The following is a 20,500-nucleotide window of genomic DNA, read 5'->3' as shown; positions in this document are numbered from 1 at the left end:
GCCTACTTGCCCATGGGGCCCGCCGCAGTGGCCGACAGGCGGCCCAGCGGGTGCTCGGTATAGAACACGCCCCCGTGGTAGAGCAGGGGAGAGGCGCCGTCCAGGTGGCTGCAGCGCTCCACCTCGCCCACGAAGATGGTGTGGTCGCCCTCCACGTACTGGCTGCGATTGAAGCATTCGAACACCGCGGCCGTGCCCTCCAGCAGGGGCGCGCCGTGCAGGCCCGGACGGTGGGCCACGCCGTTCCAGCGGTCGATGCCGCGCGTGGCAAAGCGTTCGGCCAGCGGGCGCTGCTCCACGGTCAGCACGTGGATGGCGTAATGCTTCGCCATGCCGAAGCCGCGCAGCGACGAAGCCTTGTGCGCCAGGCTCCACAGCACCAGCGGAGGGTCGAGGGACACCGAGTTGAACGAATTGGCCGTCATGCCGATCGGCTCGCCGTCCTCGCCGAGGGCGGTCACGATGGTCACGCCCGTGGCGAACATGCCCAGCGCGTCGCGGAATTCACGCGGCGAAAAGCAGGGGGGCAGGGCGGCGGCAGGGTGGGGCAGGGAACTGTTCACGAAACAAAGACATAGCGCGTGCAGCAGACGGCGGAGGGCTATTATCGGTCCGCGGACACAAGCCTGCAGGCCGGCGTGCCAACCATGTCTTTGCTACCCACCTTCTCCCTCCTGGGCAGCGGCCCCGCCGTGCTGCTGCTGCACGACGCCGACGGCGATCACCTGAGCTTCGCGCCCCAGCTCGAAACCCTGGCCGCCGCCGGCTACCGTGCCGTCGCCTGGGACATGCCGGGCTACGGCCGCAGCGCGTCGGTGGAGCCCTACGGCTTCAAGGGGCTGGCCCAGCGCTGCCTGCTGCTGCTGGACGCGCTGCGGTGCGGCGAGGCCACGCTGGTCGGCCACGGCTTCGGGGCCATGCTGGCGCTGGAACTGGCGCTGCGCGCGCCCATGCGGGTGCGGCGGCTGGTGCTGTGCGCGGGCGGTCCGGCGCTCGATGCGGCGGCCACCGCCGCCTGGGTGGCGCCGCGCCTTGCGGCGCTGGAGCAGGGGATGGACATGGCCCGGCTGGCCGAACGCCTGGTGGCGCGCGACGCCGGCGCCGATGCCCTGCCCGAGGGGCTGCAACTGGCGCGCCACGCCATGGGACGCGTGCATGCCGCCACCTACCGCCGCGCGCTGCAGGCGCTCACCGTCTTCGCGCGCCGCGCGCCGGACCTGGCGCGGCTGCATGTGCCCACGCTGCTCATCGGCGGCGAGCAGGACCGCTGCACCCCGCCCGAGGCGCTGCTGGCCCTGGCCCATGTGCTGCCCGACGCGCGCGCCGTGCTGCTGCCCGGCGTGGGCCATTGGCCGCAGCTGGAGGACCCCGAGGGTTTCGAGGGCGCGCTGCTGGAGTTCCTGGCCGCGTCTCCCCAGGTTCTTCATTGAAGCCGTCCCGGCCCGGGGCGCAGGATGGTCTGTCGCGGCGCAGGGTTTTTGGGGTTATCCCAGTCTGGCTAACATGCCTTGCATGAACATGCTGCCGCAGCCCAGGCCCTCCTTCAAGGCGCAGATGCACCGCGCGCGCGAGGATGCCATCGTCGAGGCCGCCAGCCGGCTGCTGGGCGAAAAGGGCTTCGAGACCATGACCGTGGACGAGGTGGCCTGCGCCGTGGGCATCGCCAAGGCCAGCCTGTACAAGCACTTCGCGGGCAAGGACGACCTGTGCGCGGCCGCCATGGTGCATGTGGTGGGGCGCCTGCAGCGTTTCCTGGACGAATTGCCCGCAGGGCTGCCGGCGCTGCTGCGGCTGCAGGCCCTGCTGCGCTGGCTGCTCGAACTGCAGCTGGGCGACGAGACGCCGCTGCTGCCCGGCCGCAACTCCGCGCTGGCCCAGGCGCTGCGCACCTGCGATGCCTACCGGGCGTCCATGGAGGAGGTGCATGCGCGCATCCTGGGCTGGATCGCCGAGGCCCAGGCCGCCGCGCAGCTGCGGCGCGAGCTGCCGCCCGAGGTGATCCTGTGCGCACTGCTTGCGCGCTCGACCGACCCCATGCTGGCCATGCTGCGCGAGCGTGGCCATGGCGACGCCCAGATCCTCGACTGGGCCGTCGCCACCTGCCTCGGCGGCCTGGTCAGCGCACCAGCAGCACCGGAACGGTGCAGTTGGCCAGCACCTGGGTGCTGACCGAGCCCATGACAAGCTTGCCCAGCGAGCCGTGGCCGTGCGTGCCCATGACGACGAGGTCGTACTTGCCCGATTCGGCCACCTTGGCGATGGTCTCGCCGGCCGGACCGACCTTGATCATGGTCTTGGGCTGCACGCCATGGCGGCCCATGAACTTGACCACGGGCGAGAGCACCTTCTCGCCCTCGTCGGCGTAGTAGCTGTCCACCGTTTCCTTGCCCAGTGCGGCGCGCGCGCGCGGGGGCAGCTGCGGCTGCACCGTGATGGCCGTGTACGTATGCGAGCTGCCAAGCATCTCGTCGTGCGCGGCTAGGTAGGCCAGCATTTTCTTGGTGTAAGTGCTGCCGTCGACAGCGAGCAGGATGTTCATTCGTAGTACTCCGTAAACGGGTTGTCAGACTAATCTGCGCCTGCACCTGTTGTCTTGACCTTTGTCATGCCGCGCGCCAATGGGTCTCGCGAGACCTTGCGCATCATACGGCGAGCACGCAGTGGGGCTGGAATGCGGCCTGCTCGCCCTTGCGTGCATAGCCCAGCGGGTTGGCCACCACGCGGCAGCTCCAGGGCCTGCCGTCGGCATGCGTGCCGCTGGCCAGGTAGTCGCTCGGGGCGTGCAGATGGCCATGCAGCCACAGCCGGGCGTGGGGCAGGCAGTCGTCCAGGGCATTGCAGAAGCCCGCGGTGCCGGGCGTCATGCCGTAGCGCGGGTCAGCACTGCGCAGGCTGGGAGCAAAGTGAGTAATTGCTACCGTTGTGCCATCGAATGGCTGCTCCAGGGCCTCGCGCAGCCAGGCCTGGCATGCCAGCGCCTGCTCGCGCAGCTGCGCCGCCAGGAAGGGCTCTCCGCGCCGCGTGCCGCCGGTCTTGCGCAGATAGAAGTCGGCGGCGCGGAAGGCCTTCTCGCGCAGCTTGAGCCGCTGGCCCGGGGAGGCGCCGGCGCCATGCCCGGCCAGCGCGTCGAAGTCGCTCCACAGCGTGGTGCCCACCAGGCGCACCCCCTGCAGCACCACGCTCTCGCGCTCCAGCCAGATCAGTCCCAGGCGGTCGCAGGTGTGGCGCAGGCGCGTGTGCGCGGCATCGAAGTCCTGCCCGTCGTACTCGTGGTTCCCCGGCACGAAGACCACTGGCGTGGGCCAGCCGGCATATTGCGGCAGCGGCGAGAAGCGCGCCAGGCCGAAGTCGCCGTCGGCGAGCTGCGAGCCGGGCTGGTAAGAACCTATGTCGCCCGCCAGTACCAGCACGTCGGCGCCGGGCGCGGGGCTGGGGCTGAAATGGGGGTGGACTTCGAGGTGCAGGTCGGACAGCAGCTGCAGCTTCATGGTTTGGCGTGGCGTGTGGATCGCATTCAGTCGCGGAGCGTGATGGGCGTCGGCGTGTTGCGGGCCGCGCGCGCAATGGTCTCGCGCAGCCAGCGGTGGGCCGGGTCGTGCAGGCGCCGGCGGTGCCACAGCGCGTCCACGTGCACGGCGGGCAGCGTCATGGGCAGCGGGCGCCAGACCAGGTCGCCGCCCACGTCGGCCAGGCCCACGAAGTGCAGCGGCAGCACGGTGAGCAGGTCGGTGGTGGCCACGACGCGGCCGGCGGTGAAGAACTGGTTCACGGTGAGCACGATGCGCCGCTCGCGCCCCAGGGCGGCGAGCGCCTCGTCGATGAAGCCATAGGGCTTGCCGGAGAAGCTCACGAGCAGGTGGTGCGCCGCGCAGTACTGGTCCAGCGAGAGCGGCGCATCCGCCAGCGGATGGCCCGCGCGCATCACGCACACGTACTGGCTGGCGTACAGGCGCACGCTTTCGTGGGCCACCAGGTTGTCGGCCTGGGCGCGGGCCGTGAGGTCGGCCAGCGCGGCCGGGAAATAGCCCACGGCCATGTCGATGGTCCCGTCGTCGAGCAGGCGGCGCGGGTCGCGCGTGGTCAGGGGTATGACGCGCAGCGAGATGCCGGGCGCCTCGTGCTCCGTGATCTCGATGAGCGGCGGGATCAGGGTGGCGCCGGTGGCGTCGGCCATGGCCAGCACGAACGTGGCCTGGGCCGATGCCGGCTCGAAGCCGCCGGGGGCCAGCGATTCCTGCAGCTGCCCCAGGGCCTGGCGCACTGCGGGCCACAGCGCCAGGGCCCGCGGTGTGGGCTCCACGCCATGGCCGCTGCGCACGAGCAGCTCGTCCCCCACGGCCTCGCGCAGGCGGCGCAGCGCATTGCTCACCGCCGGCTGGGTGATGGCCAGCTTCTCGGCCGCGCGCGTGAGGTTGCGCTCGGCCATGACCTCGTCGAAGACGCGCAGCAGATTCAGGTCCAGCGTACGGAAGTTCAGCGGGTGCATGTCCTAATCATTACGATCATGAATATGGATGATTCAATATATTAATTGGACATAATCTAGGGTTAACCCTAGTATCGCCCCGTTGCCAGGCAGTTTTGCCGCAAGCGGCATCGAGGTTTTACATCATGACGAAATTTGCAGTTATCGATCTTCCCCGCGAGCACCAAGGCGTTGCGCGCATCGAGAGTGCCGTGAGCCATCTGCGCCAGAGCGCCACCCGCTTCGATCCCACGCGCAACGGAGCCTCCCTGCTGCTCGCGGCCCTGGTGGCGGCCCTGCTGGTCGTGGCCAACGAGATGGTGGATACCTGGGGCGACGGCCATCTGCTGGCCGGCTGGATGCTGCTGTGGCTGATCGCCTTCGTGGGCATGGCGCTGCTGGCCGCGCCGGCGCGCCGCGCCGTGGTGCTGCTGCGCGGCGCGGCCAAGTCCTGGTCCGATGCGCGCCGGCGCGAGGCCGAGGACGAGCGGACCTGGAACGCCGCGCTGCACGATGCGCGCATCATGGCCGACCTGAGCCGTGCCATGAATGGCATCGCCGTCGAGGACACACGCCGCTATCGCTGACAGCGCCGGCCCGCCGGGGCCGCGCCAGCCATGCCAGGGCACCTGCGGGTGCCCTGTTTTTTTGCGTGTGCGTGTGCCTCTGACAATAAAAAACCCCGCACCCGATGCGGGGTGCGGGGTTGGCGCGGATGAACGGCCGTCAGGCGGCCAGGCGCTCTTCCAGGGCGGCCTTGATGGCCAGCAGTTCCTGGGGCAGGTGGTGGGCGAGCTTGTCGAAGTGCTCGGTGTGCAGCTTCAGTTCCTCGGCCCAGACGCTCTTGTCGATGCTGGTCACGCTCTCGAACTGCTCGGTGCTGAATTCCAGGCCGTTCCAGTTGATTTCGGCAAATGCGGGGGCGATGCCGAAGGCCGTTTCCAGGCCTTGCGCGCGGCTTTCGATGCGGTCGATCATCCACTTGAGCACGCGCATGTTCTCTCCGTAGCCAGGCCAGACGAACTTGCCCTCGGCGTTCTTGCGGAACCAGTTGGTCGTGAAGATCCTGGGCAGGGCCGCGCCCTGGCCGGCGATCTTGGCGCCCAGGTCCAGCCAGTGCTGGAAGTAGTCGCTCATGTTGTAGCCCATGAAGGGCAGCATGGCGAAGGGATCGCGGCGCACCACGCCCTGCGCGCCGAAGGCGGCGGCGGTGGTCTCGGAGCCCATGGTGGCGGCCATGTACACGCCCTCGGTCCAGGTGCGCGCCTCGGTCACCAGCGGCACGGTGGTGGAGCGGCGCCCGCCGAAGATGAAGGCGTCGATCTTCACGCCCTTGGGGTCGTCCCAGGCCTCGTCCAGGGCCGGGTTGTTGGTGGCGGCCACGGTGAAGCGGGCGTTGGGGTGGGCGGCCTTGGCGCCGGTTTCCTTGGCGATCTGCGGCGTCCAGTCGCGGCCCTGCCAGTCGATCAGGTGCCCGGGGACCACGCCGGTGTCCTTTTCCATGCCTTCCCACCACACGTCGCCGTCGTCGGTCAGCGCGACGTTCGTGAAGATCACGTCCTTGTCGAGGCTGGCCATGCAGTTGGGGTTGGTGTGGTAGTTCGTGCCGGGAGCGACGCCGAAGTAGCCCGCCTCGGGGTTGATGGCGCGCAGGGAACCGTCGGGCTGGGGCTTGATCCAGGCGATGTCGTCGCCGATGGTGGTGACCTTCCAGCCTTCGAAGGCCTTCGGCGGCACCAGCATGGAGAAGTTGGTCTTGCCGCAGGCGCTGGGGAAGGCCGCGGCCACGTGGTACTTCTTGCCCTCGGGGTTGGTCACGCCCAGGATCAGCATGTGCTCGGCCAGCCAGCCCTGGTCGCGGCCCATGGTGGAGGCGATGCGCAGCGCCAGGCACTTCTTGCCCAGCAGGGCGTTGCCGCCGTAGCCCGAGCCGTAGGACCAGATCTCGCGCGTCTCGGGGTAGTGAACGATGTACTTGACCTGGGGGTTGCAGGGCCAGTTGGTCTGGTCCTTCTCGCCGGCCTTGAGCGGCGCGCCCACGGTGTGCATGCAGGGCACGAATTCGCCGTCGGTGCCGATCACGTCGTACACGGCGCGGCCCATGCGCGTCATGATCTTCATGTTCACGGCCACGTAGGCGCTGTCGGACAGCTCCACGCCCACATGGGCGATCGGGCTGCCCAGCGGGCCCATGGAGAACGGGATCACGTACATGGTGCGGCCGGCCATGCAGCCGTCGAACAGCGGCTGCAGCGTGGCGCGCATCTCGGCCGGGGCCATCCAGTTGTTGGTGGGGCCGGCGTCTTCCTTCTTCTCGGAGCAGATGAAGGTGCGGTCCTCGACGCGGGCCACGTCCGACGGGTCGGAGCAGGCCAGGTAGCTGCCCGGACGCTTGGCGGGGTTGAGCTTCTTGAAGGTGCCGGCATCGACCAGCTGCTGGCACAGCTGGTCGTATTCCTCCTGGCTGCCGTCGCACCAGTGGATGGCGGCGGGCTTGCACAGGGCGGCCATTTCGGCCACCCAGGCGATCAGGCGGGCATTCTTGACATAGGCGGGGGCCTGCAGGCTCAGGCCTTGCATGGAGGGTGCGTTCATCGGGGGCTTCCTGAAGTTGAAAACGGTCTTTTCAAAGGAAGCGAACCGGGGCGCATGGCGCAGGGGCGCGCCGGACCCGTTTGCGCGCTGCCTTTGAAAAAACGGCTTGGGACTCAGTCGCCTGGCGGGTGCGGGGGTGCCGCCACAGGGGAGGGCACGCGTGCGCAAGTTCGATGCGCAGTTCGGCTGAATTGAAGATTTTATGAAGTCGCCCGGAATTTGTCTGCTGAACAAGTGGCAAAACAATGCAAAAAACACATAAGGTTATGCATTGAAAATTCGGGCCGTGCGCCGGAGGCTCCAACGAAAAGGCCCCGCATCGCGGGGCCCGGGTGGTGCGTGCGCGGGGATGCGTCAGGCCATGGAGACTGCGATCAGGGCCAGCAGGAAGATCATGGCCGCGCCCGCGGCGGGAAGCACCACGGGGATCAGGTTCACCACGGTTTCGGTGGGATCGGTCGCGGTGGCCGCCTCGACGTCGGCGGCGTTGGGTGCGATGTGGTGTTCGTGTGCCATGTGGTGGTCTCCTCTGTGGGTTCTGGTGCCTGAAAGCCCTGCCAAGTGTAGCGGCAGCGCCCGGCCCGGCCCACGGGCCTTACCCGGGGTCAGTGCAGCTCGGCCTCCATGTGGGCGGCGCGCAGCTGCTCCAGCACCTGCTGGACATGGGCCTTGCCGCGCGTCTGCAGCACCAGCTCGATCTCCACGTTCTGCGCGGCCAGCAGGGTGAAGGCGCGCTGGTGGTGCACTTCCTCGATGTTGGCGCCGGCCTCGGCCACGGTGGCGGTGATGCGCGCCAGCACGCCGGGCACGTCGCGCGCGCTGACCTTGATGCGCGCCAGGCGCCCGGAGCGCACCATGCCGCGCTCGATGATGGCGGCCAGCAGCAGCGGGTCGATGTTGCCGCCGGAGAGCACCAGCCCGACCTTCCTGCCGCGAAAACGCTCGGGGTAGCGCACCAGGGCGGCCAGGCCGGCCGCGCCCGCGCCCTCGACCAGGGTTTTCTCGATCTCCAGCAGCATGAGCACGGCCTGCTCTATGTCGCCCTCCTGCACCAGCAGCAGGTCGTCGACCAGGCGGGCGATCACCTCGCGCGTCATCTGGCCGGGCTGGCCCACGGCGATGCCCTCGGCGATCGTGGACATGCCCTGCTCGTGCTGCGTGCCCTTGACGGCATTGACCATGGCCGGAAAGCGCGCCGTCTGCACGCCCACGATCTCAAGGCCCGGCTTGAGGGCGCGCGCCGCCGTGGCCATGCCGGCCAGCAGTCCGCCGCCGCCGACCGAGACGACCAGCGTGTCCAGGTCGGGCTGCTCGGCCAGCATCTCCAGCGCCACCGTGCCCTGGCCGGCGGCCACGGCCTCGTCGTCGTAGGGGTGCACGAAGGTCAGGCCCTGCTGCCCGGCGAGCAGGTGGGCGTGCCGGTGCGCTTCCTCCAGGGTGTCGCCGTGCAGCACCACCTCGGCTCCGAAGCCGCGCGTGCGCTCCACCTTCACGCCGGGCGTGAAGCGCGGCATGACGATCACCGCGCGCAGGCCCAGGCGCTGCGCGTGGTAGGCCACGCCCTGGGCGTGGTTGCCGGCGCTCATGGCCACGACGCCGCGCGCGCGTTCCTCGGGGGTGAGCTGGCTGAGCTTGTTGCAGGCGCCGCGTTCCTTGAACGAGGCGGTGAACTGCAGGTTCTCGAACTTGAGGAACACCTGCGCGCCCGTGACCTGGGAGAGCGTGCGTGATTCCACGCAGGGGGTGTCGAGCACCTGGCCGCGCAGGCGGACGGCGGCGTCCTGGATGTCTTGGATGGAAAGCATGGTGGATTGTCGCGCAGCACGCGCCTGGGTTAGCTATTGATAGAAGAGCTGGTTACGCTTGACTGGCAAGCGTTGGAGGCCATTTTGACTGTGAATGACGTTTCAGGCGGGAAAGGCGCGCGCCAGGATGGCGCCCACATCCAGGCCATGCGTGTCGATGGCCCCCGCCACGCGGCCCGCGCCGCCGTCGCCCAGGCGCGTGGCGATGAACGCGTCGGCCACGCAGGCGGGCGCGTGCGCGCGCAGCAGGCAGGCCTGGGCCACGAGCACCAGGCGCTGCGCGAGCACGCGGCCCAGGGCTTCGAGCCGGTCGGGCGGGGTGGCCAGCAGCGCCTGCAGGCCCTGCAGCGCGGCGGCGATGCGCGGCTCGCCCTGCGCGGCGGGCTGCAGTTCGGCCAGCAGGGCGCGGGCGGCCTCGGGCTCGCGGGCCAGGGCGCGCAGCACGTCCAGGCACATGACGTTGCCCGAGCCCTCCCAGATGGAGTTGACGGGCGCCTCGCGGAACAGCCGCGCCATCACGCCGTCCTCCACGTAGCCGTTGCCGCCGAAGACCTCCATGGCCTCGCCCGTCAGCTCCACGGCGCGCTTGCAGACCCAGAACTTGGCGGCGGGCGTCATGGCGCGCTTCCAGGCGCGCTGGGCGGGATCGCCGTCGCCCTCGCGCTCGAAGGCCTCGGCCAGGCGCATCAGCAGCACCAGGGCGGCCTCGCTCTCCAGCGCCAGGTCGGCCAGCACGGCGCGCATCAGGGGCTGCTCCGCCAGGGCCTTGCCGAAGGCGTGGCGCTGGCGCGCATAGGCGATGGCCTGCACCGTCGCCTGGCGCAGGATGGCGGCGCTGCCCGCCACGCAGTTGAGGCGCGTGTAGCCGGCCATCTCGATGATGGTGGGGATGCCGCGGCCCTCCTCGCCCATGAGCACGCCCCAGGCGTCCTCGAACTCCACCTCGCCGCTGGCGTTGCTGCGGTTGCCCAGCTTGTCCTTCAGGCGCTGCACGCGCACCGCGTTGCGGCTGCCGTCGGGGCGCCAGCGCGGCACGTAGAAGCATGCGAACGGGCCGCCCTCCTGCACGCGCGCCGTCACCAGGTGGGCGTCGCATTGCGGCGCCGAGAAGAACCACTTGTGCCCGCGCAGCAGGTATTCGCCGCCGCGCCCGCCCGCGCCCACGGGGGTGGCCACGGTGGTGTTGGCGCGCACGTCGGAGCCGCCCTGCTTCTCCGTCATGCCCATGCCGAGCCAGATGCTGGCCTTGTCCGCCGCGGGCAGGTCGCGCGCGTCGTAGGCGTCGCTGTAGAGGCGCTCCTGCAGCTGCGTCCAGAGCGCCGGTTCCTTCTGCAGCAGGGGGATGGCGGCCTGCGTCATCGTCGCGGGGCACAGCGTGCCCTGCTCCACCTGGCCGTGCAGGTAGAAGCCCGCGGCCCAGGCGGCCCAGCGGCCCGCGCGCGCCTCCCTGAAGGGCAGGCTCACGAGGCCCTGTCCGCGGTACAGCGCCATGAGCGCGTGCCAGCCCGGGTGGAACTCCAGCGCGTCGATGCGCCGCCCGCGCGAGTCGAAGCGCCGCAACTCGGGCAGGTGGCGGTTGGCCTGCTCGGCCAGCGCATAGGTCTCGGCGCGCCCCAGGCGCGCGGCGTAGCCGTCCAGCGCGGGGCGGGCCCAGCCGGCGCCCGTGCGCGCCAGCGCCTCGCACAGCGCCGGGTCGGTGGCCAGCGGGTCGTAGCCGTGGAGCTCGGGAAACTGGTTGAAGACGTGGTGGGTGGTCCAGTCCATGGTGCGCCTGCCTTGCCTGCGTTCCTGTCGGCGGACAGTCTAGACCTACTACCGCTTATTGCCAGCCCCAGCGGCGCCGGTAGATGCCCTTCATGGCCTGGGTCGCTGCCATGTAGCCCAGCACGATGGCCGGCAGCAGCGCGAAGTACAGCGGCGGCAGCGCCTGCAGCTTGAAGACGTGCGCGAGCGGCCCCATGGGCAGGAAGATGCCGACGGCCATGATGGCGCCCGTCATCACCAGCAGCGGCGTGGCCGCGCGGCTCTGGACGAAGGGCAGGCCGGGGCTGCGGATCATGTGCACGATCAGGGTCTGCGTGAGCAGGCCCACGACGAACCAGCCCGACTGGAACAGCGTCTGCTGCGCGGGCGTCTGCGCGCCGAAGACGAACCACATCATGGCGAAGGTCGCGACGTCGAACACCGAGCTGACGGGCCCGAAGAACACCATGAAGCGGCCTATGTCGCCCGGCTGCCAGCGCAGCGGCCGGCGCAGCAGCTCCTCGTCCACGTCGTCGAACGGTATGGCGATCTGCGAGATGTCGTACAGCAGGTTCTGCACCAGCAGGTGTATGGGCAGCATCGGCAGGAACGGGATGAAGGCCGAGGCCGCGAGCACCGACAGCACGTTGCCGAAGTTGGAGCTGGCCGTCATCCTGATGTACTTGAGCATGTTGGCGAAGGTGCGCCGGCCCTCCTGCACGCCCTGCTCCAGCACCATCAGGCTCTTCTCCAGCAGGATGATGTCGGCGGCCTCCTTGGCGATGTCCACCGCGCTGTCCACCGAGATGCCGATGTCGGCCGCGCGCAGCGCCGGCGCGTCGTTGATGCCGTCGCCCATGAAGCCCACCACGTGCCCGTTGGCCTTGAGCCGGCGCACGATGCGCTCCTTGTGCAGGGGCGTGAGCCTGGCGAAGAGGTTGTGGCGCTCCACGGCCCGGCCCAGCTCCTCGTCGCCCATGCGCTCCACGTCGCCGCCCAGCAGCACGCCCTGCTGCGCCAGGCCCACCTCGCGGCAGATCTTGACGGCCACCAGCTCGTTGTCGCCGGTCAGCACCTTCACGGCCACGCTGCGTCCGGCCAGCGCCTTCAGCGCCGCGGCCGTGGAGTCCTTGGGCGGGTCGAGGAAGGCCACGTAGCCGACCAGGGCCAGGGCGCTTTCGTCGGCCAGGCCGTAGACGTCCTGCGTGGGCGACCCCTGCCGGGCGGCCACGGCCACCACGCGCAGGCCTTCCTCGTTGAGCCCGGCCGTCACGGCGCGGATGCGCTCCAGCAGCACGGGCGTCAGGGACTCGGTGGCCGCGCCGTGGCGCACCCGGGTGCACACGGCCAGGACTTCCTCCACCGCGCCCTTGGTGATGAGCAGGTGGTGCGCGTCGTGCTCGGCCACCACCACCGACATGCGGCGGCGCTCGAAGTCGAACGGGATTTCGTCGACCTTGCGGAAGTTCCTGGCGGGTTCGAGCTCGCGGTGCACCTCGGCGTGCTCCAGCACGGCCACGTCCAGCAGGTTCTTCAGGCCCGTCTGGTAGTAGCTGTTGAGGTAGGCCAGCTCCAGCACGTCGCCGGACTCCTCGCCCCAGGCATCGACGTGGCGCGCCAGGAAGATCCTGTCCTGCGTCAGCGTGCCGGTCTTGTCGGTGCACAGCACGTCCATGGCGCCGAAGTTCTGGATCGCGTCCAGCCGCTTCACGATGACCTTCTTGCGCGAGAGGAACACCGCGCCCTTGGCCAGCGTCGAGGTCACGATCATGGGCAGCATCTCGGGCGTCAGGCCCACGGCGATGGCCAGGGCGAACAGCAGGGCCTCGAGCCAGTCGCCCTTGGAGAAGCCGTTGATGAAGAACACCAGCGGCGCCATCGCGGCCATGAAGCGGATGAGCAGCCAGCTGACCTTGTTCACGCCCGACTGGAACGAGGTGGGCGCGCGGTCGGTGGCGATGACGCGGCCGGCCAGGGCGCCGAAGTAGGTGCCGTTGCCCGTCGCCAGCACCACGGCCGTGGCCGAGCCGGACACGACGTTGGTGCCCATGAACACGATGTTGTCCAGTTCCAGCGGGCTGCCGGCGCCCGCGCCGCGCCGGGCGGCCGACTTCTCCACCGGCATGGACTCGCCGGTCAGGGCCGCCTGCGCCACGAACAGGTCCTTGGCCGCGAGCACGCGGCAGTCGGCCGGGATCATGTCGCCGGCCGACAGCACGACCAGGTCGCCGGGCACCAGCAGCCTTATCGGCAGCTCCACGCGGCGCGCGCCGGCGCCTTCGGGCATGCTGCCGCGCAGCACCGTCGCCGTGTTGCCGACCATGGCCTTGAGCGCGTCGGCCGCCTTGCTGGACCGGCCCTCCTGCCAGAAGCGCAGCAGGGTGGCCAGCACCACCATGGCCCCTATCACCAGGGCGCCCTTCATGTCGCGGGTGAAGAGCGAGATGGCGGCCAGCAGCGTCAGCAGCAGGCTGAACGGGGTGCGAAAGCAGTGCCACAGGTGCACCCACCAGGGCAGCGGCTTCTCGTGTTCCACCTCGTTGGGGCCCGCGCGCTCGCGGATGGCACCGGCCTGGGCCTCGGTCAGGCCGGTCTCGGCGCTGCCGAGCTGCCGCAGCAGGGCCGCGGCATCGGCGTTTGCCGCCGCGGCCAGTGCCCCGGACTGCGCCGCGGGCAGTTCCCGGCTGACGCCGGTGCGGCCCAGGGTCTCCAGCAGGGCCCGGCGCCTGAAGTGCCGCACCATGCGGCGCGTGCGCAGGAAACCGGCGAAGACCTCTCTCGGGATGTTGGGGTGCATGGGGGGCTCCTGAACGCCCCGTCCCGAACCCGTCGGGACGCAGGCCCTTGTCCGGCCGACACCCCGCGATGATGGATCAAAACCCCGTATGCAGGCGCGGCGTGCTGCTTCAGGACACGGCCGCAAACAGCCTGCGCGCGCCCACCGGCGCCACCGCGCGCGCGATGGCGCCGATGTGGTCCGGCGTGGTGCCGCAGCAGCCGCCCACGATGTTCACCAGCCCCTCGGCGGCGAACTCGTGCACCAGGCGGCTCGTGACCTCGGGCGTCTCGTCGAAGCCCGTGTCGCTCATGGGGTTGGGCAGGCCGGCGTTGGGGTAGCAGCTGATGAAGGTGTCCGGCGCGGCCTTGGCCAGTTCCTGGATGTAGGGGCGCATCAGCGCCGCGCCCAGCGCGCAGTTCAGGCCGATCGAGAGCGGGCTGGCGTGGCGCACGCTGTGCCAGAAGGCCGTCACGGTCTGGCCCGAGAGGATGCGGCCCGAGGCGTCCGTCACCGTGCCGCTGATCATGATGGGCAGGCATTCGCCGGTCTGCTCGAACGCCTCGTCGATGGCGAACAGGGCCGCCTTGGCGTTCAGGGTGTCGAAGATGGTCTCGACCAGCAGCACGTCGGCGCCGCCCGCGATGAGCGCGAGCGTCTGCTCCAGGTAGGCCGCGCGCAGCTGCTCGAAGGTCACGTTGCGCGCGCCGGGGTCGTTCACGTCGGGGCTGATGCTGGCCGTCTTGGGCGTGGGGCCGAGCGCGCCGGCCACGAAGCGGGGTTTGTCCGGCGTCGAGAATTTGTCGCAGGCCGCGCGCGCCAGCTTCGCGCTCTCCAGGTTCATCTCGTAGGCCAGATCACCCATGTGATAGTCGTCCTGCGCGATGCTGGTCGCGCCGAAGGTGTTGGTCTCGATGAGGTCGGCGCCAGCGGCGAGGTAGCCCTCGTGGATGTCGCGGATCACGTCGGGCCGCGTGAGGCTGAGCAGCTCGTTGTTGCCCTTCACGTCGCGCGGGAAGTCCTTGAAGCGTTCGCCCCGGTACTGCTCCTCGGTGAGCCTGAAGCGCTGGATCATGGTGCCCATGGCGCCGTCGAGGATGGCGATGCGCCGTTCGAGGATGGCGGGCAGCTGCTGGGCGCGGGTGTAGTGGGGCAGGGTCATGGGCCCGATTGTAGAAAGGGCTCCGCGCTTTCCAGAAAGACCCGCAGCGCGGGCGCGTCGGTGCCCTCGTGCCAGGCGAGCACGCCCACGGTGGGGTGGTGCAGCCCCGCGATGGGCAGGAAGCACACGCCCTGCACGCCCGCCTGGGCCAGCGACGCCGGCACCAGCGCCACGCCCATGCCCAGCGCCACGAGCGACACCACCGTGAGCCACTGGCGCGCCGCGTGGCGCGTGCGGGGGTGGATGCCGGCGCGCTGGAACAGCGCGATCACGTTGTCGTGGTTGGCGGGCGCGACGTCGCGCGCGAACATCACGAAGCTCTCCTGCTCCAGCGTGGGCAGCGCGACGCTGGCCCCGTGCGCGAGCGCATGCCCCTGCGGCAGGCAGCAGACGAAATGGTCCGCCGCCAGCGGCCGGCAGAGCAGGCCCGGCGGAACGGCGGCGGCGTTGATGAAGCCGGCGTGCAGCTGGCGGTGCAGCAGGGCGTCGATCTGCTCGCTGGAGGACAGCTCGCGCAGGTTCACCTCGATGCCTGGCGCGCGCTGCCCGAAGGCGCCCACGATGCGCGGCATGTCGCGGTAGACCATGGAGCCCGTGAAGCCGATGTCCAGCCGCCCCTGCAGCCCCGCGGCCACGGCGCGCGCCGTCTCGCCCGCGCGCGCCACGTGGTCGAGCACCGCGCGCACCTCGGCCAGGTAGGCGTGGCCCGCGGGCGTCAGGGCCACGTGCTTGCTGCTGCGCTCGAACAGCCGCACGCCCAGTTCGTTCTCCAGCGCCTTGATGCCCGAGGACAGCGGCGGCTGCGTGATGGCCAGGCGTTCGGCCGCGCGGCCGAAGTGCAGTTCCTCGGCCAGCACGGCGAAGTAGCGCAGCTGGTGCAGTTTCATGCAGGACATGATGCCAGCGGCGCAGCCGCTCAGGAGGATGTCCTCAATACGACTTGGGCAGGCCCAGCACCTTCTCCGCGATGAAGCACAGGATGAGCTGCGGGCTCACGGGCGCCAGGCGCGGGATCCACGACTCGCGCATGTAGCGTTCCACGTGGTATTCCTTGGCGTAGCCCATGCCGCCGTGCGTGAAGATGGCGCGCTCGCAGGCGCGGTAGCCCGCCTCGGCGCCGAGGAACTTGGCGGCGTTGGCCTCGGCGCCGCAGTTGGCGCCCTGGTCGTACAGCCAGGCGGCTTTCTGCACCATCAGGTGCGCGGCCTCCAGGTCCATCCAGGCCTCGGCCAGCGGGTGCTGTATGGCCTGGTTCTTGCCGATGGGGCGGCCGAACACCTCGCGCTCGGCCGCGTAGCCCGCCGCGCGCGCCAGGGCCGCGCGGCCCAGGCCCACGGCCTCGGCGGCGATCAGGATGCGCTCGGGGTTCATGCCGTGCAGGATGTAGGAGAAGCCCTTGCCCTCCTCGCCCACGCGGTCCTCCACGGGAATGCGCAGGCCGTCGATGAAGAGCTGGTTGGTGTCCACGCACTTGCGGCCCAGCTTCTCGATCTCGTGCACGTCGATCTTGCTGCGGTCCAGGTCGGTGTAGAACAGCGTCAGGCCCTCGGTGCCCTTGCACTCCTCCGCCGGCCGGGTGCGCGTGAGCAGCAGGATCTTGTTGGCCACCTGGGCGGTGGAGATGAAGACCTTCTGCCCGTGCACCACGTAGTGGTCGCCCTCGCCCCCACCGCTTCGTACCGCGCGCGTCTGCAGCTTCAGGGTGTTCAGGCCCGCGTTGGGCTCGGTCACGCCGAAGCAGGCCTTGTCCTTGCCCTGGATCAGCGGCGGCAGCCAGCGCTTCTTCTGCTCGTCGGTGCCGAAGACGACCACGGGGTGCAGGCCGAAGATGTTCATGTGCACGGCCGACGCGCCCGACAGGCCCGCGCCCGTGGCGGAGATGGTGTGCATCATCAGCGCGGCCTCGCTGATCCCCAGGCCCGCGCCGCCGTATTCCTCGGGCATGGCGATGCCCAGCCACCCGGACTCGGCCAGCGCCTGGTGGAAGTCGTGCGGGAAGCCGCCTTCCCGGTCCTTCTTCAGCCAGTAGTCGGCGTCGAAGGGCGCGCAGACGCGCTCGATGGCGGCCTTGATCTGTTCCTGTTCGGGGGTGAGTGCGAAGTTCATGGTCGGATTACCTTGTCGGGCGATTCGCCGTAGGGCGGGCTGTAGATCACGAGCAGCTTGACGGGCTGGTCGCTGGTGACGGTGAAGACGTGCATCTTGTCGGCCGGGAAGAAGCACATGTCGCCCGGCACCATGTCGAAGGCCTCGTCCTCCACCTGGGCCCGGGCCGTGCCTTCGAGCAGGTAGCAGGCCTGCTCGATGCCGGGATGGGCGTGCGGCAGCGCGCCGCCGCCCTTGTGCAGCGTACCCAGCAGCACCTCCATCTGCCGTGCGCCCACGGTCTCGGGGCCGATCAGGCGCTGGTTGTGCGTGTGGTGGTGGTTGGCGGGCTGGTAGCTGGGCACGTCGGCGGCGCGCACCAGGTAGCGGGATGTGGTCATGCGGGGTCTTTCTCTATTGCGTTGCGCACTGTCAGCAGCCGGTGAAACTGGCGCGCTCCATGCGAGGGCCACCGTGCAAGGGCCGCCCCGCAGCACTGGTGGCGTCCCCCTTCCCACGCGCAGCGTGAGAGAAGGGGGAAGCGGCGCAGCCGCTCAGGGGGGTGTCGCATTTTTATTCGGGTTGAATACCGGCCTGCTGGATCAGCGTGCGCCAGTGCGTGAGCTGGCCGGCCACGTACTGGGCGAATTCCTCGGGCGTCTTGCTGGGCCAGACCTGGAAGCCGATCTGCGCGAGCTTGTCCTGCAGATCCTTGTCGGCCAGCACGGCCTGCAGCTCGGTGTTCAGGCGCTGCACCACGGCCGGGGGCAGGCCCGCGGGGCCGAAGATGCCGTTCCACGAGGTCAGGTCGAAGCCCTTCACGGTCTTGCCGATGGGCGGCACGCCCGGCAGCAGCGGCGTGGGCTCGGCCGTGGTGATGCCCAGCGTGCGCACCTTGTCGGTCTTGAGCATGCCCATGCCTGAGCCCAGGTCGGCCACGTACACCTGCACCTGGCCGCCCACCAGGTCGGTCATGGCCTGGGGGCTGGACTTGTAGGGCACGCCCAGCACGTCGATCCTGGCGATGTGCTTGATGCTCTCCATGGCCACCAGCGAGGTGCTGTTGGGCGTGGCGTAGCTCAGCTTGCCCGGGTTGGCGCGCGCGTAGTCCAGCAGCTCGGCCAGCGTCTTCACCGGCAGCGCGGGGTGTACGGCCAGCGCGAAGGGCAGCTCGCCCACGCGCGCCACGGGCGTGAAGTCCTTGATCGGGTCGTACTTCAGGCTCTTGTACAGCGCGGGGTTGGCCGAGTGCGAGGTGTTCGTCGTCATGAACAGCGTGTAGCCGTCGGGCTTGGCCTTGGCGACGAACTGCGCGGCCACCTGGGCGTTGGCGCCGGGCTTGTTGTCCACGATCACCGGCTGCTTGAGCCGCGCGGCCAGTCCCGAGGCCACGGCGCGCGCCACCGAGTCGGTGCCGCTGCCGGCCGCGAAGGGCACGACGAGGGTCACGGGCGCATTGGGGTAGGCCTGCGCCAGGGCCGCCGTGGCGCCGATGGCGAGGGCGCACGCGGCGAGCGTGGCGCGCAGGATGGTCTTCATGGCTTGTCTCCTGTAATAGTTGGTTGCGCGCCAATGGTGATGGAGTCAGCGATTCATGTCCAATTCAATAAGCGGACCAATGAATTCGATTTGCGAATGGTTTGGGCATCATTCGGAGCGCGCGCGCGGGGGCCTGCATCCGGAGCACGCACAATAGGCGCCTGGCGCCAGCCTTGCCCTGTCGCCTGGAATATTGGTCAAATCTGGCCCTGGCGCTTATCCAGTAAGCGCCAGCAGCTATCAAAAGAAGAGTCTTCCTTGTCTCCCGCGCATTTCGTCCTGCACGACGTCTTCGGCTACGACCAGTTCCGTGGCCCGCAGCAGGCCATCATCGACCACGTGATCGCCGGCGGCGACGCGCTCGTGCTCATGCCCACGGGCGGGGGCAAGTCGCTGTGCTACCAGGTGCCGGCCATCGTGCGGCGCGACGCGGGGCGGGGCGTGACGGTGGTGGTCTCGCCGCTCATCGCGCTCATGCACGACCAGGTGGGCGCGCTGCACGAGGCGGGGGTGGAGGCGGCCTTCCTCAACTCCACGCTGGACTGGCAGCAGACGCTGGACGTCGAGCGGCGCCTCTCGCGCGGCGAGATCACGCTGCTCTACGCCGCGCCCGAGCGCGTGACCACCGACCGTTTCCTCGGCCTGCTCGACGGCCTGCACGAGCGCGGGCTGCTCTCGCTCTTTGCCATCGACGAGGCGCACTGCGTGAGCCAGTGGGGGCATGACTTCCGGCCCGAGTACCGGCAGCTGTCCATCCTGCACGAACGGTATCCCCGCGTTCCCAGGATTGCGCTCACCGCCACGGCCGACGCGCTCACGCGCGCCGACATCGTCGAGGGGCTGCGGCTGCAGGAGGCGCGCCAGTTCGTCAGCAGCTTCGACCGGCCCAACATCCGCTATCGGCTAGAGGAGAAGAAGGAACCGCTCACGCAGCTCATGCGCTTCATCGACCGCGAGCACCTGGGCGACGCGGGCGTGGTCTATTGCCAGTCGAGGAAGCGCGTGGAGGAAATGGCCCAGGCGCTGCAGGACGGCGGCATCAACGCGCTGCCCTACCACGCGGGCCTGCCCGCCGAGGTGCGCCAGCAGAACCAGGACCGCTTCCTGCGCGAGGACGGCATCGTGATGGTGGCCACCATCGCCTTCGGCATGGGCATCGACAAGCCCGACGTGCGCTTCGTCGCCCACGTGGACATGCCCAAGAACATCGAGGGCTACTACCAGGAAACGGGCCGCGCCGGCCGCGACGGATTGCCCGCCGACGCCTGGATGGCCTATGGCCTGCAGGACGTGGTGAACCAGCGCCGCATGATCGACGACGGCGACGCGGCCGAGGAATTCAAGGCCGTGCTGCGCGGCAAGCTCGACGCGCTGCTGGCCCTGGCCGAGGCCACGGACTGCCGCCGCGTGCGGCTGCTGGCGTACTTCGGCGAGCAGTCCGAGCCCTGCGGCAACTGCGACAACTGCCTGAACCCCCCCGCCGTGTGGGACGGCACGGACGCCGCGAGAAAGCTCCTCTCGACCATCTACCGCGTGCACCAGGCCAGCGGCATCAGCTTCGGCACCGGGCACATCATGGACATCGTGCGCGGCAAGGACACGGACAAGGTCAAGCAGTTCGGCCACGACAGGCTCTCCACCTTCGGCCTGGGCAAGGAATACACCGAGGCGCAGCTGCGCGGCGTGCTGCGCCAGCTGCTGGCCACCGGCGCCGTGGGCCTGCACAAGGTGATGCTGGAGAGCGGCCACAGCTTCGACACGCTGGTGCTCACCGACGGCTCGCGCCCCGTATTGCGCGGCGAGCAGCACGTGCAGCTGCGCGAGGCCACGGCCCAGGCCGCCGCCAAGCCCAAGCGAACCCGCCGCGCCGCCACCCCGCCCGTGGCCGCCGCCAACCTGGGGCAGGACGCGCAGGTGCGCTTCATCAACCTCAAGGCCTGGCGCGCCGAGGTGGCGCGCGAGCACAACCTGCCGGCCTACGTGATCTTCCACGACGCCACGCTGGCCGCGATCGCCGAGCGCAACCCGGCCACGCTGGATGACCTGCAGGGCATCAGCGGGATGGGGGCGAAGAAGCTCGAAGCCTATGGCGAGGATGTTGTGCGCGTGTGCCGGCAGTAGCCCTCAGAACGTGTTCATGATCTTTTCATGGTGTCCGTTGCCCCGCAAAGGCGGTGGATGCAAGGCGCAAACCGCAGCCGGGCTGGTGGCCCGGCGAGGATTTGCAACGCCGTAGACGCCGCCTTTGCGGGGCAACCCTGCGGGCAAGGCAGCAAAAGGCCGCACTCGTCGTTGCGCACCTTGTCCAGGCCGCCAGCATGGCCTGCGGC

17 protein-coding genes and 1 pseudogene are annotated in these 20,500 nt (G+C 69.7%); 4 read left to right on the top strand and 14 right to left on the bottom strand.

Features of this window, described 5'->3' with window-relative positions; genetic code table 11:
- Positions 1-2: 2 nt before the first annotated feature.
- Positions 3-563, bottom strand: a complete 561-nt coding sequence (locus ACX12L_RS08535; RefSeq protein ID WP_459262246.1) for a flavin reductase family protein — start codon at positions 561-563, stop codon at positions 3-5.
- An 84-nt stretch (positions 564-647) separates the two neighbouring features.
- Here ACX12L_RS08535 and ACX12L_RS08530 point away from each other — a divergent pair, with 84 nt between their 5' ends.
- Together ACX12L_RS08530 and ACX12L_RS08525 are read left to right on the top strand one after the other, a co-directional pair.
- Positions 648-1,430: an alpha/beta fold hydrolase gene (locus ACX12L_RS08530; protein WP_459262245.1), complete on the top strand. Its 783-nt coding sequence runs from the start codon at positions 648-650 to the stop codon at positions 1,428-1,430.
- 82 nt (positions 1,431-1,512) lie between these two features.
- A complete protein-coding gene (locus ACX12L_RS08525) occupies positions 1,513-2,169 on the top strand; it encodes a TetR/AcrR family transcriptional regulator (RefSeq protein WP_459262244.1) in 657 nt (218 codons plus the stop codon).
- On the opposite strand, the gene ACX12L_RS08520 is transcribed toward ACX12L_RS08525, so the two are convergent.
- From ACX12L_RS08520 to ACX12L_RS08510, 3 genes are all read right to left on the bottom strand, one after another.
- Positions 2,117-2,539, bottom strand: coding sequence for a universal stress protein (locus ACX12L_RS08520; RefSeq protein ID WP_459262243.1), 423 nt, complete (start codon positions 2,537-2,539; stop codon positions 2,117-2,119). The two genes, ACX12L_RS08525 and ACX12L_RS08520, sit on opposite strands and share 53 nt — an antisense overlap.
- Positions 2,540-2,642: 103 nt before the next feature.
- Complete coding sequence (locus ACX12L_RS08515) at positions 2,643-3,488, bottom strand: metallophosphoesterase (RefSeq protein ID WP_459262242.1); 846 nt, start codon at positions 3,486-3,488, stop codon at positions 2,643-2,645.
- A gap of 26 nt (positions 3,489-3,514) precedes the next feature.
- On the bottom strand, positions 3,515-4,486 hold the full coding sequence (locus ACX12L_RS08510) for a LysR family transcriptional regulator (protein WP_459262241.1): 972 nt from the start codon (positions 4,484-4,486) through the stop codon (positions 3,515-3,517).
- 125 nt (positions 4,487-4,611) lie between these two features.
- Between ACX12L_RS08510 and ACX12L_RS08505 the strand changes: the two genes are divergently transcribed.
- Positions 4,612-5,052, top strand: a complete 441-nt coding sequence (locus ACX12L_RS08505) for a hypothetical protein (protein ID WP_459262240.1) — start codon at positions 4,612-4,614, stop codon at positions 5,050-5,052.
- Positions 5,053-5,191: 139 nt separating this feature from the next.
- Here the strand turns inward: ACX12L_RS08505 and ACX12L_RS08500 are convergent, their stop codons facing one another.
- The 10 genes and pseudogenes from ACX12L_RS08500 to ACX12L_RS08455 form a co-directional block, all read right to left on the bottom strand.
- On the bottom strand, positions 5,192-7,060 hold the full coding sequence (locus ACX12L_RS08500) for a phosphoenolpyruvate carboxykinase (GTP) (protein WP_459262239.1): 1,869 nt from the start codon (positions 7,058-7,060) through the stop codon (positions 5,192-5,194).
- A gap of 354 nt (positions 7,061-7,414) precedes the next feature.
- Complete coding sequence (locus ACX12L_RS08495; RefSeq protein ID WP_459262238.1) at positions 7,415-7,576, bottom strand: hypothetical protein; 162 nt, start codon at positions 7,574-7,576, stop codon at positions 7,415-7,417.
- Between the two features lie 89 nt (positions 7,577-7,665).
- Positions 7,666-8,868, bottom strand: a pseudogene (locus ACX12L_RS08490) (threonine ammonia-lyase); the annotation flags it as partial.
- A gap of 99 nt (positions 8,869-8,967) precedes the next feature.
- The gene (locus tag ACX12L_RS08485) at positions 8,968-10,629 is read right to left on the bottom strand and encodes an isovaleryl-CoA dehydrogenase (protein WP_459262237.1); all 1,662 of its coding nucleotides are present in this window, start codon (positions 10,627-10,629) and stop codon (positions 8,968-8,970) included.
- A 55-nt stretch (positions 10,630-10,684) separates the two neighbouring features.
- Positions 10,685-13,405: a magnesium-translocating P-type ATPase gene (mgtA, locus tag ACX12L_RS08480; RefSeq protein WP_459262236.1), complete on the bottom strand. Its 2,721-nt coding sequence runs from the start codon at positions 13,403-13,405 to the stop codon at positions 10,685-10,687.
- Between the two features lie 109 nt (positions 13,406-13,514).
- Positions 13,515-14,546, bottom strand: a complete 1,032-nt coding sequence (locus tag ACX12L_RS08475) for a homocysteine S-methyltransferase family protein (protein ID WP_459262235.1) — start codon at positions 14,544-14,546, stop codon at positions 13,515-13,517.
- Positions 14,543-15,433: a LysR family transcriptional regulator gene (locus ACX12L_RS08470; protein ID WP_459262234.1), complete on the bottom strand. Its 891-nt coding sequence runs from the start codon at positions 15,431-15,433 to the stop codon at positions 14,543-14,545. Before ACX12L_RS08470 ends, ACX12L_RS08475 begins: the two co-directional genes overlap by 4 nt.
- 43 nt (positions 15,434-15,476) lie before the next feature.
- Positions 15,477-16,652: an acyl-CoA dehydrogenase family protein gene (locus ACX12L_RS08465; protein ID WP_459262233.1), complete on the bottom strand. Its 1,176-nt coding sequence runs from the start codon at positions 16,650-16,652 to the stop codon at positions 15,477-15,479.
- Positions 16,649-17,032 (bottom strand): cupin domain-containing protein, encoded by a 384-nt coding sequence (locus ACX12L_RS08460; RefSeq protein WP_459262232.1) that lies wholly within the window; start codon positions 17,030-17,032, stop codon positions 16,649-16,651. Before ACX12L_RS08460 ends, ACX12L_RS08465 begins: the two co-directional genes overlap by 4 nt.
- A 172-nt stretch (positions 17,033-17,204) precedes the next feature.
- Complete coding sequence (locus ACX12L_RS08455) at positions 17,205-18,170, bottom strand: Bug family tripartite tricarboxylate transporter substrate binding protein (protein WP_459262231.1); 966 nt, start codon at positions 18,168-18,170, stop codon at positions 17,205-17,207.
- A 258-nt stretch (positions 18,171-18,428) separates the two neighbouring features.
- Between ACX12L_RS08455 and recQ the strand changes: the two genes are divergently transcribed.
- Positions 18,429-20,291: a DNA helicase RecQ gene (gene recQ, locus ACX12L_RS08450; RefSeq protein WP_459262230.1), complete on the top strand. Its 1,863-nt coding sequence runs from the start codon at positions 18,429-18,431 to the stop codon at positions 20,289-20,291.
- The last annotated feature ends 209 nt before the right edge of the window (positions 20,292-20,500 follow it).

The organism is Alicycliphilus sp. T452 (assembly GCF_054512775.1).
Note: the sequence above shows the minus strand (reverse complement) of the source record. Positions and strands in the feature narration are given on the sequence as shown.

Bases quoted from the DNA above. Each gene is read 5' to 3' on its own strand.
- ACX12L_RS08530 (WP_459262245.1), top strand. From the start codon at position 648: ATGTCTTTGCTACCCACCTTCTCCCTCCTGGGCAGCGGCCCCGCCGTG.
- ACX12L_RS08525 (WP_459262244.1), top strand. From the start codon at position 1,513: ATGAACATGCTGCCGCAGCCCAGGCCCTCCTTCAAGGCGCAGATGCAC.
- ACX12L_RS08520 (WP_459262243.1), bottom strand. From the start codon at position 2,539: ATGAACATCCTGCTCGCTGTCGACGGCAGCACTTACACCAAGAAAATG.
- ACX12L_RS08515 (WP_459262242.1), bottom strand. From the start codon at position 3,488: ATGAAGCTGCAGCTGCTGTCCGACCTGCACCTCGAAGTCCACCCCCAT.
- ACX12L_RS08510 (WP_459262241.1), bottom strand. From the start codon at position 4,486: ATGCACCCGCTGAACTTCCGTACGCTGGACCTGAATCTGCTGCGCGTC.
- ACX12L_RS08505 (WP_459262240.1), top strand. From the start codon at position 4,612: ATGACGAAATTTGCAGTTATCGATCTTCCCCGCGAGCACCAAGGCGTT.
- ACX12L_RS08500 (WP_459262239.1), bottom strand. From the start codon at position 7,060: ATGAACGCACCCTCCATGCAAGGCCTGAGCCTGCAGGCCCCCGCCTAT.
- ACX12L_RS08495 (WP_459262238.1), bottom strand. From the start codon at position 7,576: ATGGCACACGAACACCACATCGCACCCAACGCCGCCGACGTCGAGGCG.
- ACX12L_RS08485 (WP_459262237.1), bottom strand. From the start codon at position 10,629: ATGGACTGGACCACCCACCACGTCTTCAACCAGTTTCCCGAGCTCCAC.
- mgtA (WP_459262236.1), bottom strand. From the start codon at position 13,405: ATGCACCCCAACATCCCGAGAGAGGTCTTCGCCGGTTTCCTGCGCACG.
- ACX12L_RS08475 (WP_459262235.1), bottom strand. From the start codon at position 14,546: ATGACCCTGCCCCACTACACCCGCGCCCAGCAGCTGCCCGCCATCCTC.
- ACX12L_RS08470 (WP_459262234.1), bottom strand. From the start codon at position 15,433: ATGAAACTGCACCAGCTGCGCTACTTCGCCGTGCTGGCCGAGGAACTG.
- ACX12L_RS08465 (WP_459262233.1), bottom strand. From the start codon at position 16,652: ATGAACTTCGCACTCACCCCCGAACAGGAACAGATCAAGGCCGCCATC.
- ACX12L_RS08460 (WP_459262232.1), bottom strand. From the start codon at position 17,032: ATGACCACATCCCGCTACCTGGTGCGCGCCGCCGACGTGCCCAGCTAC.
- ACX12L_RS08455 (WP_459262231.1), bottom strand. From the start codon at position 18,170: ATGAAGACCATCCTGCGCGCCACGCTCGCCGCGTGCGCCCTCGCCATC.